Here is a 13,352-nt window from a genome sequence, read left to right as displayed (position 1 = left end):
AGAATAAATCCTTTTAATTTCGGCGCAATTTCAAGCTTCACGGATCGTTCACAATTCTGTCAAAGTTACCCAACCCGCTGTCTTTACGACCATTGTCTCCGGCCTCCTGGCGGCCCGGGAGCGGTCCCGAAACTCGGGGTTGGTTGAAATTACATTCTTTCCACTATCATCGAAACGCCCTGGCCGCCGCCGATGCAAAGGGTTGCAAGTCCCCGTTTGCCGTCCCGTTTCTCCAGTTCGTGCAACAGCGTCACCAGAACACGTGCACCACTGGCACCAATCGGGTGACCCAAAGCGATGGCGCCACCGTTTACGTTCAGCTTCTCGCGGGGAATCTCCAGGTCTTTTCCAACCGCAAGGGCCTGAGCGGCAAAAGCCTCGTTGGCTTCAATCAGATCGATCTCATCCATTCGCAGGCCGGTTTTTTCCAATACTTTACGTGTCGCAAAAATCGGCCCCAGCCCCATGATCGACGGATCCAGTCCCGCAGAGGCATATGCGGCAATCCGGGCAAGAGGTTTAACGTCCAGCTCGGCTGCTTTGTCCGCCGACATCACCAGCAGGGCGGCAGCCCCGTCGTTGATTCCCGAGGCGTTCCCCGCTGTAACGGTTCCTTCTTTCTTGAAGGCGGGGCGAAGCTTTGCCAGTACCTCTGCAGTGGTCCCGGCTCGCGGATACTCGTCTTTGTCAAACAGCACCGTTTCCCCTTTTTTTGCAGGGATTTCAACCGGCACAATCTCTTCCTTGAACCGGTTGGAATTGACAGCCGCTTCCGCTTTCTGCTGGCTCCACGCGGCGAATTCATCCTGTTCCTCTCGGGACAGGCCGTATTTCTCCGCCACGTTCTCGGCCGTGATTCCCATGTGGCAATCAAAGAATGCGCACCACAACCCATCGCGAATCATGGAATCAACCGCTTTGGCATCCCCCATCCGGAACCCGGTGCGGGCTCCTTCCAGCAGGTAGGGTGCGCGGCTCATATTTTCCATGCCACCGGCAAGGATGACATCCGCATCTCCCGCCTTGATCGCCTGCGCCGCCAGCATTACCGCTTTCAGACCGGATCCGCAGACTTTATTGATCGTTATCGCCGGAACCGATTCATGGTACCCCGCTTTGACCCAGGCCTGGCGAGCGGGATTCTGGCCAAGTCCGGCTTGCAGCACGTTTCCGAGAATGACCTCATCCACCTGTTCATGGCTGACACCGGCCCGGGCGAGCGCTTCTTTCAGCACAATGCTTCCCAACTCGGTTGCGGGCACCCCGGCAAGCGATCCTTGAAAACTTCCGATGGCCGTGCGAACGGCACTGACGATTACTGCTTCTTTCCCCATTTTTTCTCCTACCTCTCCCAAAGAATTGTCTCTATGTGAAAGTAGTTCTGGATGCCCTTGTTTAGTGTGCCTGCCAGTTGTTTCCACTATACGCCACACCCCACCAAGTGACGTGAAGCTCTGATGATAACTCCGAGTACTTGGCGGGGACCCCGAAAAATCATTAAACTTCAAACTCGTCGGGACGTTCGCCGCGACCATAGTGGTACAGGATGGCTTTTACGATGCGATCGGATGCCAAGCCGTCCCCATACGGGTTGGCCGCAATCGACATGACCCGGTGGGCCTCTTTGTTGTTGAGAAGCTCGCAGGCCAATCTGTAAATTGTGTCCTCATCGGTTCCCGCAAGCTTAAGCGTGCCTGCGGCAATTCCCTCCGGCCGCTCCGTGGTGTCACGCAACACCAACACGGGAACCCCCAGGGACGGAGCTTCTTCCTGGATACCCCCGGAATCGGTCAGGATCAGATACGACCGGGACATGAAATTATGCGTATCCACCACATCAAGCGGGTCGATCAAATGGACCCGGGGATGTCCGCCCAGAATCGCCCGTGCCGGTTCCTGCACAGCCGGATTCAGATGGACAGGATAAACCAGCGCCACGTCTTTATGATCCTCCACAATGCGCCGGACCGCCCGGAAGATGTTCTCCATCTTCTCCCCCAGATTCTCGCGACGGTGAGCGGTCATGAAGATTAACCGCTTCCCGTGGCCCACTTGATCAAGGATCGGGTGTCTGTAGTCGGCTCTTACCGTAGTTTTCATGGCGTCAATTGCCGTATTCCCCGTAACGAAGATCTTATCCGGATTCTTGTTCTCCTGCAGCAGGTTCCTTGCGGAATCACTGGTGGGAGCGAAGTGAAGGTCGGCCATCACGCCTGTCAGTTGACGGTTCATCTCTTCCGGGAAGGGAGAGTATTTGTCATAGGTGCGAAGCCCCGCTTCCACATGGCCAATGGCAACCTGCTGGTAAAATGCGGCAACTGCCGCGACGAAAGTGGTGGTGGTGTCCCCATGGACCAGCACAATGTGCGGCTGGACCTCCCCTATGACCTGTTCCAACCCTTTCAGCGCCTTGACTGTAATACCTGTCAGGGTTTGACGGGGTTCCATTATGTCCAGGTCATAATCCGGCTTGATCTGAAAAATGTCGAGCACCTGATCCAGCATCTGCCGGTGTTGAGCGGTTACACAGACTTTCGAGTCGATGGCAGGGGCTGCCTGTTCCAACGCTTTCACGAGCGGAGCCATCTTGATGGCCTCCGGACGCGTTCCAAACACTGTAAGCACCCGAATTGGTTCCATTGAGTATCTCCTTACTTGGTCCCGAAAAGACGGTCTCCCGCATCCCCGAGCCCCGGTACTATGTATCCATGATCATTCAGCTTCTCGTCAATGGCCGCCACAAAAATGTCCACATCCGGATGTTCCTTCTCCACCGCGGCGATGCCTTCCGGCGCGGCGATGAGACACATTAATTTGATGTTCCTGACACCCCGGTCCTTCAAGAATGAAATGGCGGCGACAGCTGAACCCCCCGTTGCAAGCATCGGGTCAATTACAATCAGATCCCGCTCCTGCACGTCGGTTGGAAGTTTGCAGTAATACTCAACCGGCTGGAGGGTCTCAGGATCCCGGTACAGTCCGATATGACCGACTTTGGCTGCCGGAATTAACCGCAGAATCCCGTCCACCATTCCAAGTCCCGCGCGCAGGATTGGCACCAGGCCCAATTTTTTGCCGGAAATGACTTTGGTTTTCGCTTCCGCAACGGGAGTTTTGACCGTCGTTTCCGCCAACGGAAGATCACGGGTAATCTCGTACGCCATCAGCATGGCCACTTCTTCCACCAACTCGCGGAATTCTTTCGTACCCGTTTTCTCGTCCCGTATGTAAGTCAATTTGTGTTGAATCAACGGGTGATCGAATGAATGAACTTTGCCCATTACAGTAAGATCTCCTTCTAAAAACTCAAAATAGGGAAGTTTTTGCAATCCATCCTTCATTATAACAGAGCGCATTTTATACTGCTACTTGCCAGAAATTCCTCTTTTCGGCTTGCTGCCAATATGCAGGATTCAGGATCTGGAGGAATCTGTCCATCAGATGGCGAATTGTCGGGAGGACGAGAAAACGCACAGGAGTGAATCTGCCATGGCAAAAACTTATGAGATCTTCATGTTGATTCTGATCCTCATATCGGTGGCGATTCCCTTTTCGGATGCGGCGTTTTCCGGACAAATCGACCTGCTGATCTGGATGGTCTTTGTGTTGGACTATTTTGTCCGGCTTTTGAAGGCACAAGAGAAAAAGAAGTTTGTCAAATCGCATGTAATTGATCTGATTGCCATCATTCCGCTTGACAGCCTCTTCCTGTCTCTCCGGATTGTGCAAGTTTTCCGGGTGTTCCGGCTGAGCGTGTATGCCTACCGCTATGTAAAACCTTTGCTTACGGTCCTGCGCATGAACGAATTGTCCAAGGTTCTGGTGTTTGCGTTCGTAACAATCATTGCCGGCGCCGCTATCATCGATCTGGTGGAACCGGAGATTCAATCGATTGAGGACGGATTGTGGTGGGCAATCGTAACGGCAACCACCGTCGGCTATGGAGACATCTCCCCGAAAACGGGACCCGGACGAATGGTTGCGGTTGTTCTGATGCTGGTCGGAATCGGGACGATGGGGATCATCACAGGTACCATTGCCACCTACTTTCTGACCCAAAAGGAACATGACGTTCCCAACAGCGTCAAGCATATCCAACAGGAGCTGGCCCGGTTTCATGACCTGTCCGAAACGGATCTGAAGATGCTGATCCGTTATATGGAAGCGTTGCTTGAGTATAAGCGGGGACACAGGGAAGATCCGGGAATTCCCGATGCGGAATTGTTGCAGGAAGAAGCTGAAAAATAAATCCGAAACCCGGCGCGGTGAAGATGGGTTGGGTGGGCATTGATTGCTTCGTCCGCGTGAAGCTACCCTCGCCCCTGAGAAATTACGGATTTCCAGGTGCTTATTTTGACTTTTTGGGCAGTTATTTTGTAATTGCGGATTCTGAGGCTCTTATGCCACCCCATGATCTCCAAGCAGGTATCAAAAGTGCCCATTAAGTGCCTGTGAATCGCTTAATCCAAAAAATCGGCAGCCGAATCGAGTAATAAAGGATCAAAAATCTCTTAATTTGCACAGGCCGTCTGCTGTTAAACAAAAACGGGCTGTCTCAACATTCATAAGACAGCCCGCTTAGGGTACGCTTTCGAAAATAACGCTGTTTTTCACCGCTATTCTTGTCGAATTCATTTCGATTCTTATAATAACGTTCGTTTTGCACCGCTATTTAGCGTTTCTTTATTCCCACCAAAGAAATTCTTCAAATAACCTTGAAAATCACCGCTATTTTTCAATAATGGTTGTCCTTCTCATGGCTTCTGCCCTGACCAGGAAGTTTCTAAACAACCTCTTTTGGGACAGCCTCTAAAATGTTTGCGTATATGGTTTTATTCCTTCTCCAGACCTTCATACAAAGGGAACTTTGCGCACAGTTCGCGAACGCGGCGCATCGCCTCGTTCAGGCTGGGCTGATCGGTGCCGTTGCGCAGGGTAAGGTTGATAATGTCCGCCACTTCCACCATTGCTTCCCGGTCGAATCCGCGGGTGGTGACAGCCGGTGTTCCGATCCGGATTCCGCTGGTGATGAACGGGCTTTGCGGGTCGAAGGGAATGGCATTCTTGTTGACTGTGATGCCGACTTCATCCAGCAGTTTTTCCGCTTCTTTTCCTGTAAGTCCTATGCTGCGCAGGTCGATCAGGATCAGGTGGTTGTCCGTACCGCCTGAGACCAAATTGAAGCCGCGTTCGGTCAACGCATTCGCCAACGTCTGCGCATTGTCGATGACCGCTTGCGAATACCGGGAGAACTCGGGACGCAGCGCTTCCCCGAAAGCCACCGCTTTGGCCGCAATCACATGCATCAGCGGGCCGCCCTGGATGCCCGGGAAGATCGCTTTGTCAATTTCTTTCGCGTACCGCTCTTTGCAGAGGATCAGGCCTCCTCGAGGTCCCCGCAGCGTTTTGTGAGTGGTTGACGTTACAAAATCGGAAAAGGGCACCGGAGATGGATGATGCCCGGTTGCCACCAATCCGGCAATGTGCGCCATGTCCACCATCAGGTAGGCTCCAACAGAGTCTGCAATTTCACGCAGTTTCGGGAAGTCGATGACTCTGGGATAGGCAGATGCGCCAGCCACAATCATCTTCGGTTTGTGTTCCTCCGCCAGACGACGGACCACGTCGTAATCAATCCGGTGGGTATTCTCATCCACACCGTAGGGCACGAAATTGTAGTATTGGCCTGAAATGTTGACCGGACTGCCGTGGGTCAGATGGCCGCCGTGGGCCAGATTCATCCCAAGCACGGTGTCTCCCGGCTTCAAAAATGCAAAATACACGGCGGTATTCGCCTGAGCCCCCGAATGAGGCTGCACGTTGGCGTGTTCGGCGCCAAAGATTTTCTTTACCCTGTCGCGGGCCAGATTTTCCACGATATCCACATATTCGCATCCGCCGTAATAGCGTTTGCCGGGATAGCCCTCCGCATATTTGTTGGTCAGAACCGTACCCATTGCTTCCATTACGGCACGGCTGACAAAGTTTTCGGACGCAATCAGTTCGATGTTGGATTGCTGGCGGCCCAACTCCTTGCCGATTGCTTCCGCCACTTCATGGTCGATTAACCGAAGATGATTCATTGTTTACGCTCCTTCCACTATTCCACTATGTATACGGCTCGTGCTCCGCCAATCAGTTTCGGGCGGGTTCTTGCCATGGTCACGTGTGCCTGGCCGATGGTCTTGATGCTGGTGCGAACGGGAACTGCCACCGGCCTGAGATGCATGCCGATAAAAGTGTCCCCGATGTCAATTCCGGCATGGGCTTGTATCGACTCCACCATCACAGGTTCACGAAACCGCTTGAAGGCGGCAGAGGCCACTGCTCCACCCGCTTGGGGCACCGGTACGACCGTTACTTCTTCCAGCCTGTATTCCTTCTGGGTGGAACGTTCCACTACCAGGGCGCGATTCAAATGTTCGCAGCATTGAAACGCCACATGAAACCCGTAAAATTCCCGGGCGGAAAGAACCGCATCCACGATCACCCCGGCAACTTCCGTGGAACCGGAAGTCCCGATTCGCTCCCCGATCACTTCCGAACTGGAAGCTCCGATTACCAGAATCTGATCAGGGGACAACCTTGCAACTTGCTGCAGTTCATCGATCGCCTGCCGGGTTGCCTGTTGGATATGGGCCTTGTCTAGCATCCGCGGACGCTCTCTTCCTGACCGTATTTTTCCTCGATTTGGCGGATTTTGTCCAACCGCTGGATATGGCGGCCGCCTGTAAATTCGGTCGTCAGCCATATGCGGACAATCTCTTCCGCCAAACCGGGACCAATTACGCGGGCTCCCATGGCCAACACGTTCGTATCGTTATGTTCGCGGGTCGCTTTTGCGGAGAAGCAGTCGTGCACCACCGCACAGCGTACACCCGGGACCTTGTTGGCTACGATTGACATGCCAAGGCCGGTTCCGCAAATCAGAATACCACGGTCAAATTCCCCTTTGGCGACACTTTCCGCCACCTGAATCCCATAGTCGGGATAATCAACCGACTGCTCACTGTCCGTTCCGAAATCATGAAATTCCAGATTCAACTCTTTCAGTACATTTTTCAGCTGTTCTTTCAGGGCATACCCGCCATGGTCTGCCGCAATTGCCACACGCACGCTGATTCCCCCTTCGCTCAATTTTACCTTTGTGACAGTCTTTCGACAAGCGGGTGAAGCGCCTGTTCAATCTCCCGTGCCGACTGCTCGTACACATCCTGGCTGCCGCCAAAGGGATCGGCAATGTCCGGATTCTCGTAGCCGCCCACGTACTCTTTCAGGGTAAACAGCTTGTCCAAAAACTGCGGAAACCGGCCCCCCACCGTCATTTTATGGGAGGTGGTCATGGTCAGAATCAGATCCGCCCACTCTCCGATTTCTTCCGTGAACATTTGAGCCCGGTGCACGTCTCCGTCAATTTGACGCTGCTTCAGTGCTTCCAGCGCGCCGGGCGATGCCGGGCTCCCGTCATAAGCTGCCACACCGGCCGAGCGCACCTCAACATCAGATATTTCCCTTTCCGCCAACCGCTTCCTCAAAATAGCTTCTGCCATTGGACTGCGGCAGGTATTGCCCGTACACACAAATAATATGCGATACATGGGACCCCCCCTCCGATCTTGCTTGAACGCACATGAATCCAATTTTCAGTATACCGCTAGATTCACCTGCAATGCAAAATCGACCCAGTGAAGCTCTGAAACAGCCAGCATCACAACTCCGCCTCCTGCCATTCCGAACAATGCGGAGGGAACACTCGCCTGCAAAGCTTCCGGAAGGATGTCCCTTGAAACCACATAGGCCATTGCACCGCCAGCAAAAGCCAGGGAGAAGGAGATGAAAAATTCTGACACACTAAACAACCATAGAGATAAGACGGTTCCCATCGGAGTGGTGATGCCCGCAAGTATTGTGATCCACAGTACAACCCCTTTTGACACACCGGCCAATCGCAACGGGATCGCGATGCTCATTCCTTCCGGAATATTGTGAAGGGCAATGGCCAGGGCAATGATCAAGCCAATGTTCGAATTTAAAGCATCTCCGGCTCCAATCGCAAAGCCTTCCGGCAGGTCATGCAGCGCAATCGCCAGTGCAATAAACCACCCCAATTGCAGGTATGCGGCTTTGTCTCCGTGAACATTCCCATGCCCCATTGCGGCAGAAAATATCCACCGGAGAACCAGCATGAACAACCACCCTCCGCCCATCCCGACAATGAAAATTTCGTGACTTCCCGAGCGGATGGAATTAGGCATCAGTTCACTAAACACCACCGTAATCATAATTCCCGCTGCCAGGCCGAGAAACAGCGCCAAGAGCCGTGGAGACAACTGCCGGAACCTGAGGACAATCCACCCGCCAAGGGGTGTTGCCAACCCTGTCAAGAAACTGATGCCCACAATCTCCCACATGGCCGACCACCCCTAAATCAGGAAAAAGATGCCGAACAGAATGAGGATGGCACCCCCCAAAATCTCCATCGATTCTCCCAATACGCGCCCCACCATGCTTCCGATAGAGAGGCCGATGGCGGCCATGAGCCCTCCGACAATCCCGAACAGAGCCACCGACAGACCCAGGTTGGTATCGGACAATCCAAAGCTGAAGCCTACCGACAAGGCGTCAATGCTCACACTCATGGCAAACAGCAGCAGCCCCCAACCTGCCGTTTTGTTCAAACGGAACAGGGTCTTCTCTTCCCCCCGCCAGGCATCCGAGATCATGTGAACTCCCAAGCCGATCAGCAAAATGGCTCCCAAAACGGCCGCCACTTCTCCCAACAATCTATGCAGATAGATTCCGATGGCCATTCCGGCCAAAGGCATCAACACATGAAACAGTCCAATGGTAAAGCTGACCTTTGAAATTTCTGTGCGGGTCAACCGGTACATGCCAAGCCCGACACCCAACGACATGGCGTCACTGCCGAGGGCGACAGCCGTCGCCAACATGGTTACCAGATCTCCCGGTGCTGCATGTGCCATGGAAACGCCTCCGATCCATGTTGTTTCCCTGCCATGTTTATGCAACATGTCCACGAAAAAGGACAGTTTCCGTCACATCATTGAAATCCAGGGTAACCTTGTTTGCCGACAAGGATCATGCCGTTTCTTGTATTATGGAATTGCATGTCCCATTTATGGGATACTGGAACCATTGACATAATAAGAATGGAGGACCTCAAAATGATCAAGCAGATCGCAACCGTAGCAGTCTATGTGGAGGACCAGCAGAAAGCGAAGGAGTTCTGGACGGAAAAAGCGGGTTTTGTCGCCAAGGCGGAACACCCGATGGGCCCCAACGCATTCTGGTTGGAAGTGGGTCCGGAAGGCGCTGAAACCAATCTGGTCATATATCCGAGAGCGATGATGCCGAACGCAAACGAATTGAAACCGTCAATTGTATTCGTTTGCGACGACATTCAGGAAACCTACAAAGCAATGGCTGAAAAAGGGGTCAAGTTTAAGGAAGAGTTGAAACAGATGCAGTGGGGCACCTTTGCGATCTTCGAGGACCTGGATGGAAATGAGTATGTTCTGAAGGGGTGAGGGGCGGTCTTCCCCCTTTCCCCCGATTTACACTGATTGGTAATACCGGCACTAGCGTGCCGCTATCTCCATCAGTTCTCTGCCCGAATCACCCGGTACCCCGCCGCCTTCCGAAGCCGGTTCATGACCGCCATGCCAATTCCCGCTTCCGGAAAGCTTTCCGAGTAGATCCGTTCGATCCCCAATTGGTCGAATTCCCGCAGGACCCCGTACAATCCCGCTGCCACCGTTTCCAGGCTGCCCCGTTCCCCACATGACAGAACTGCATCGGCGCGGTAAGCCCCCTTGCGTTCTTCTGTCGTCAGCACTCCCGTCTTGATTCCTTCCCTCCGGGACTTATCCACAAGCGACTGAATCGTGGCCGACTGCTTGTCCACATCTCCTACCACAATCCACATTTCTCCTTGCGGTGCATAGTGGGTATATTTCATGCCGGGGGAGCGAGGAGCCGAACCCGGATCAGGATGCCGGTTCTCTGACAGGGAAGGGTCCACCTGCACCTTCCCCGTCACTTGCTCCAACATTTCTTTTGTAATACCGCCCGGGCGCAGAATCATGGGCGGATCTACTGTTACGTCAAGCACTGTTGACTCGACTCCCACGCCGGTATCCCCTCCGTCCACCACAGCGGCAACCCGCCCTTCCAGATCTTCCAGAACATGCTCAGCCGATGTCGGGCTGGGGCGCCCTGAGCGGTTGGCACTGGGTGCGGCTATTGGGACCCCTGTCTGTTCCAGCAGCGCAAGAGCCACCGGATGATCCGGCATCCGTACCGCCACTGTGGACAACCCGGCCGTCACCCGGTCCGGAACACCGGCTCGCCTTGGCAAGATCAACGTCAAAGGCCCCGGCCAGAACACTTCCATTAATTGTTCCGCAACGGGCGGCAACGACTCCGCAAGCCCGGCAAGTTGATCCCTGTGGGCAATGTGAACAATCAGCGGATTGTCGGAAGGACGCCCCTTGGCCGCAAAGATTTTATCCACAGCCAGCGGATCCAGAGCGTGTGCGCCCAGACCGTACACCGTTTCCGTCGGAAACGCCACCAATTCCCCTTGCCGCAGCAGAGCGGCTGCCTGTTCAATCGCTTGGTCGCTTGTACCCAGTCGAAGCGTGTTCATGAGATGTAACCACCTTGTCTGCCAATTCGTGCTACAGGCATATTATACCGAACCCGGCCAGAAATCCAGTCTGGGTCTGTATTCACGGAACGACTGTTCGAGTTGTTCACATTATCCACATAGGGGTGTGGATAACTTAAGCCTGCAGAACTTTTCGCATGGGAACAGCCCGTTCCCGATGCTGGCGAAAATGCAGGGATTCCAGCAGCTCCGGAGCGACTTCTTCGCATGCCACCGGGGCAAATCCCATGTGGATAAACAAAGATGGGGATTCTGTGAGTAAGTACAATTCGGAAAACCCAGTCTCTTCCGCATAAGCGAGCACCAGCTGCAACATGCGCAATCCGTCCTCCGCAGACCAGGCCTTTGATCGGATGACAAGGGAACGCAATAGTCCTTTCGAATCATATTGTTCAAGACCTGCCGTCGCCACAATCTCCGAGGATCTGCGGTGGGGCGGTTCCGTCCCGTGGCCTTCAGCCGATTCCGCCTGATGGTCGCGGACAGTTTCCGCAACAATGAAAGATTCAATCCATTTGTCCAAGCCCATCGATCGAATCCCCGCTTCCTCCAACAAAGAAGAGACACTTTCCAAATCTGCGGCCGTCGCCCGGCGAATCGCAATCGTGTCCCGCATTCTTCCATCCTCCCGGTAGACTTGCATTTTGCTGCCAGAATATGCAAACTTGTACACTTTCATTCCTTGAATCCCGCTCATCGGCTCCCCTGCAGGAACAAAAGTTTTCAAATCTTGTTAACAATTCATTTTATGTATATCCGCTATACTATCCTTACAAACATCATTACGGAGGGGGGTATCCGATTGCAGGCATCCCGCATATTGGCAACAGCTTTCATCATCGCAACAGCAGCGACCGCCGTCTCGTTTCACTTGGCTTCCCCCGCGAGAGCCGAACCGGATTTGCAATCGATGATTGACCGTGCGAAGCCCGGTGAAACGATTGTAGTTCCTTCCGATTTGTATGAGGGACCGATCGTCATAACCAAATCGCTCACAATCAAACCCGAGGGGGACGTGCGAATAGCGGCAAAAGGGGAACAACCCGCTTTGTTGATACACGCCAGTCAGGTTGAAGTGTCAGGTCTGACCATTATTGACCCGCGCAACAACCCTGAACAGGTGGTCGTCCTGCTGAAAGGCTTCAACAACAAGCTGCGCAATCTCAAGATTTCTACCCGCGGCATCGGTCTGAAACTGGAAGGAGCCAGCGGCAGCATACTGGAGGACATTCGCATCGAGGGCACGGCAGACCCTCAGGCCGGAGATACGTCGTTTATGAACCAGGGCAACGGCATTGATCTGTTCGATTCACACGACAATGTGATCCGGGGGGCTTTCCTCTTAGGAGTCCAGGACGGGATCTATCTGGAGAAAAGCCACCGGAACGAAATTGCCGACAGCCGGGTGGAAAATTCCCGCTATGCAATTCATGTGATGTATGCGGAAGACACGGACATTCGCCGAAACGAATCGGTCCGAAATGTTACGGGCGCCATGGTGATGGAAGCCGACAGAACGGAAATCAATGGCAACCGGTTTATCAAATCCAGTGACAATGTCCATTCCCAGGGAATCCTGCTGTATGAGGCAGCCAATTCGGTTGTAACGGGCAATCGGATTGAAGGCAACCGGGTCGGGTTATATGTGGAACAATCCGCCTCCAATGACATCTCAGACAATCAGCTTCTGCATAATTTCGTGGGTGCGCAATTGTCTAGTTCGGAAAACAACCGGTTGTTCCGCAATGATTTTATCTCCAACGTCATTCAGGTGCAGGCGGAAGACAGCCACAACAATCAATTGCGCGAAAATTTCTGGGACGACCATCAGGGTATCGATTTCTCAGGCTCAGGACGCAGCGACCTTCCTTATAAGGCGGATCCGTTTTTTCTGACGGTAACGAATGCGATCCCCTCCCTGCAGATTCTGTTTAACGCACCGGGCATGTTCGTTCTGGAGTCCATGTTCCAAAATGACACCGGCAATTGGATGACAGACGAATCGCCGTTGATGCGGCCGGTCCATCCTCCGCCCTCATCCGATGAATCCCAGCCGTCAGCCCTGTGGGTCAGCTGCATTCTGTTTCTCGCTGGTGCAGTCCCATTTTTCCGAAAAGGGGTAAAACGAATATGATGAAGAAAATTTTTACCGTACTGTTTGGAAGTCTGTTTTTGACATCCGTACTGGTTGCGGGATGCGGCCGGGAAGAAGCAAAACCGGTGGCTATCGCCGCCGGCGTGGACAAGTGTGATGTGTGCAACATGCTGGTTCCCGATGACCACAATGCAACCGAAACCATCCTGAAAAACGGCAAGGTGCTGAAGTTCGACGACATCGGCTGCCAGAATGCATGGAGCACCAAGAACGGAAAAGATCAAATTCAGGCGCGCTTTGTCCGCGATTTCAACTCCAAAGAGTGGATCAAACTGGAGAATGCCACATTTGCTTACGACAAAGATTTCAAAACGGCAATGGCCTACGGAGTTCTCTCGTTTAAAGACAAAGCCGCGGCACAAAAGTATATTGACGAGCAGAAAAAAGGGAAACTGCTGACCCCGGCCGATCTGGAAACACATAGCTGGGAACGCAACATGGAAATGATGAAACAAATGAAACAGCAGCCTAACATGCAGCAAAATGCTCACTAAAAAAGGGAAGTGA

General features: G+C 53.3%; 15 protein-coding genes. 4 read left to right on the top strand and 11 right to left on the bottom strand.

Features of this window, described 5'->3' with window-relative positions; translation table 11 throughout:
- Nucleotides 1-149 precede the first annotated feature (149 nt).
- From EFBL_RS06325 to upp, 3 genes are all read right to left on the bottom strand, one after another.
- Nucleotides 150-1,334, bottom strand: a complete 1,185-nt coding sequence (locus tag EFBL_RS06325) for an acetyl-CoA C-acetyltransferase (protein ID WP_096181300.1) — start codon at nt 1,332-1,334, stop codon at nt 150-152.
- Nucleotides 1,335-1,497: 163 nt separating this feature from the next.
- The gene (gene wecB, locus EFBL_RS06320; protein ID WP_096181299.1) at nt 1,498-2,640 is read right to left on the bottom strand and encodes a non-hydrolyzing UDP-N-acetylglucosamine 2-epimerase; all 1,143 of its coding nucleotides are present in this window, start codon (nt 2,638-2,640) and stop codon (nt 1,498-1,500) included.
- Between the two features lie 11 nt (nt 2,641-2,651).
- Nucleotides 2,652-3,281, bottom strand: a complete 630-nt coding sequence (gene upp / locus EFBL_RS06315) for a uracil phosphoribosyltransferase (RefSeq protein WP_096181298.1) — start codon at nt 3,279-3,281, stop codon at nt 2,652-2,654.
- Nucleotides 3,282-3,489: 208 nt separating this feature from the next.
- Here upp and EFBL_RS06310 point away from each other — a divergent pair, with 208 nt between their 5' ends.
- Complete coding sequence (locus EFBL_RS06310; protein ID WP_165912659.1) at nt 3,490-4,248, top strand: potassium channel family protein; 759 nt, start codon at nt 3,490-3,492, stop codon at nt 4,246-4,248.
- A gap of 584 nt (nt 4,249-4,832) precedes the next feature.
- On the opposite strand, the gene glyA is transcribed toward EFBL_RS06310, so the two are convergent.
- Genes glyA through EFBL_RS06280 form a run of 6 tightly spaced genes read right to left on the bottom strand, consistent with a single transcriptional unit; the run spans nt 4,833 to nt 8,984 of the window.
- Entirely contained in the window at nt 4,833-6,083 is a 1,251-nt protein-coding gene (glyA, locus tag EFBL_RS06305) for a serine hydroxymethyltransferase (RefSeq protein WP_096181296.1), read from the bottom strand.
- A gap of 17 nt (nt 6,084-6,100) precedes the next feature.
- Nucleotides 6,101-6,652, bottom strand: a complete 552-nt coding sequence (locus EFBL_RS06300; protein ID WP_096181295.1) for a TIGR01440 family protein — start codon at nt 6,650-6,652, stop codon at nt 6,101-6,103.
- Nucleotides 6,646-7,116 (bottom strand): ribose 5-phosphate isomerase B, encoded by a 471-nt coding sequence (gene rpiB / locus EFBL_RS06295; RefSeq protein ID WP_096181294.1) that lies wholly within the window; start codon nt 7,114-7,116, stop codon nt 6,646-6,648. The genes EFBL_RS06300 and rpiB overlap by 7 nt, the downstream gene beginning before the upstream one ends.
- A 23-nt stretch (nt 7,117-7,139) precedes the next feature.
- Nucleotides 7,140-7,598: a low molecular weight protein arginine phosphatase gene (locus EFBL_RS06290; protein WP_096181293.1), complete on the bottom strand. Its 459-nt coding sequence runs from the start codon at nt 7,596-7,598 to the stop codon at nt 7,140-7,142.
- A 45-nt stretch (nt 7,599-7,643) separates the two neighbouring features.
- A complete protein-coding gene (locus EFBL_RS06285; RefSeq protein WP_096181292.1) occupies nt 7,644-8,411 on the bottom strand; it encodes a ZIP family metal transporter in 768 nt (255 codons plus the stop codon).
- Between the two features lie 12 nt (nt 8,412-8,423).
- Nucleotides 8,424-8,984 (bottom strand): manganese efflux pump MntP, encoded by a 561-nt coding sequence (locus tag EFBL_RS06280; RefSeq protein ID WP_096181291.1) that lies wholly within the window; start codon nt 8,982-8,984, stop codon nt 8,424-8,426.
- Nucleotides 8,985-9,185: 201 nt separating this feature from the next.
- On the opposite strand from EFBL_RS06280, the gene EFBL_RS06275 reads away from it, so the two are divergent.
- A complete protein-coding gene (locus EFBL_RS06275; RefSeq protein ID WP_096181290.1) occupies nt 9,186-9,548 on the top strand; it encodes a VOC family protein in 363 nt (120 codons plus the stop codon).
- Nucleotides 9,549-9,619: 71 nt separating this feature from the next.
- Here EFBL_RS06275 and EFBL_RS06270 read toward each other — a convergent pair whose 3' ends face one another.
- Together EFBL_RS06270 and EFBL_RS06265 are read right to left on the bottom strand one after the other, a co-directional pair.
- Nucleotides 9,620-10,669 (bottom strand): L-threonylcarbamoyladenylate synthase, encoded by a 1,050-nt coding sequence (locus EFBL_RS06270; protein WP_096181289.1) that lies wholly within the window; start codon nt 10,667-10,669, stop codon nt 9,620-9,622.
- Nucleotides 10,670-10,805: 136 nt separating this feature from the next.
- On the bottom strand, nt 10,806-11,387 hold the full coding sequence (locus tag EFBL_RS06265) for a GNAT family N-acetyltransferase (RefSeq protein ID WP_165912660.1): 582 nt from the start codon (nt 11,385-11,387) through the stop codon (nt 10,806-10,808).
- 105 nt (nt 11,388-11,492) lie between these two features.
- Between EFBL_RS06265 and EFBL_RS06260 the strand changes: the two genes are divergently transcribed.
- Together EFBL_RS06260 and EFBL_RS06255 are read left to right on the top strand one after the other, a co-directional pair.
- Nucleotides 11,493-12,824: a right-handed parallel beta-helix repeat-containing protein gene (locus tag EFBL_RS06260; RefSeq protein WP_165912661.1), complete on the top strand. Its 1,332-nt coding sequence runs from the start codon at nt 11,493-11,495 to the stop codon at nt 12,822-12,824.
- Nucleotides 12,821-13,339, top strand: coding sequence for a nitrous oxide reductase accessory protein NosL (locus EFBL_RS06255; protein ID WP_096181286.1), 519 nt, complete (start codon nt 12,821-12,823; stop codon nt 13,337-13,339). The genes EFBL_RS06260 and EFBL_RS06255 overlap by 4 nt, the downstream gene beginning before the upstream one ends.
- Nucleotides 13,340-13,352: the final 13 nt, after the last annotated feature.

The organism is Effusibacillus lacus, assembly GCF_002335525.1.
Classification (GTDB): domain Bacteria; phylum Bacillota; class Bacilli; order Tumebacillales; family Effusibacillaceae; genus Effusibacillus; species Effusibacillus lacus.
This window is presented reverse-complemented; position numbering and strand designations above follow the sequence as displayed.

What these genes read in the sequence shown, in the direction of transcription:
- EFBL_RS06270 (WP_096181289.1), bottom strand. Translation starts at nt 10,669, where the DNA reads ATGAACACGCTTCGACTGGGTACAAGCGACCAAGCGATTGAACAGGCA.
- EFBL_RS06285 (WP_096181292.1), bottom strand. Translation starts at nt 8,411, where the DNA reads ATGTGGGAGATTGTGGGCATCAGTTTCTTGACAGGGTTGGCAACACCC.
- glyA (WP_096181296.1), bottom strand. Translation starts at nt 6,083, where the DNA reads ATGAATCATCTTCGGTTAATCGACCATGAAGTGGCGGAAGCAATCGGC.
- EFBL_RS06265 (WP_165912660.1), bottom strand. Translation starts at nt 11,387, where the DNA reads ATGAGCGGGATTCAAGGAATGAAAGTGTACAAGTTTGCATATTCTGGC.
- EFBL_RS06280 (WP_096181291.1), bottom strand. Translation starts at nt 8,984, where the DNA reads ATGGCACATGCAGCACCGGGAGATCTGGTAACCATGTTGGCGACGGCT.
- upp (WP_096181298.1), bottom strand. Translation starts at nt 3,281, where the DNA reads ATGGGCAAAGTTCATTCATTCGATCACCCGTTGATTCAACACAAATTG.
- EFBL_RS06290 (WP_096181293.1), bottom strand. Translation starts at nt 7,598, where the DNA reads ATGTATCGCATATTATTTGTGTGTACGGGCAATACCTGCCGCAGTCCA.
- EFBL_RS06300 (WP_096181295.1), bottom strand. Translation starts at nt 6,652, where the DNA reads ATGCTAGACAAGGCCCATATCCAACAGGCAACCCGGCAGGCGATCGAT.
- EFBL_RS06255 (WP_096181286.1), top strand. Translation starts at nt 12,821, where the DNA reads ATGATGAAGAAAATTTTTACCGTACTGTTTGGAAGTCTGTTTTTGACA.
- wecB (WP_096181299.1), bottom strand. Translation starts at nt 2,640, where the DNA reads ATGGAACCAATTCGGGTGCTTACAGTGTTTGGAACGCGTCCGGAGGCC.
- EFBL_RS06275 (WP_096181290.1), top strand. Translation starts at nt 9,186, where the DNA reads ATGATCAAGCAGATCGCAACCGTAGCAGTCTATGTGGAGGACCAGCAG.
- EFBL_RS06325 (WP_096181300.1), bottom strand. Translation starts at nt 1,334, where the DNA reads ATGGGGAAAGAAGCAGTAATCGTCAGTGCCGTTCGCACGGCCATCGGA.
- EFBL_RS06310 (WP_165912659.1), top strand. Translation starts at nt 3,490, where the DNA reads ATGGCAAAAACTTATGAGATCTTCATGTTGATTCTGATCCTCATATCG.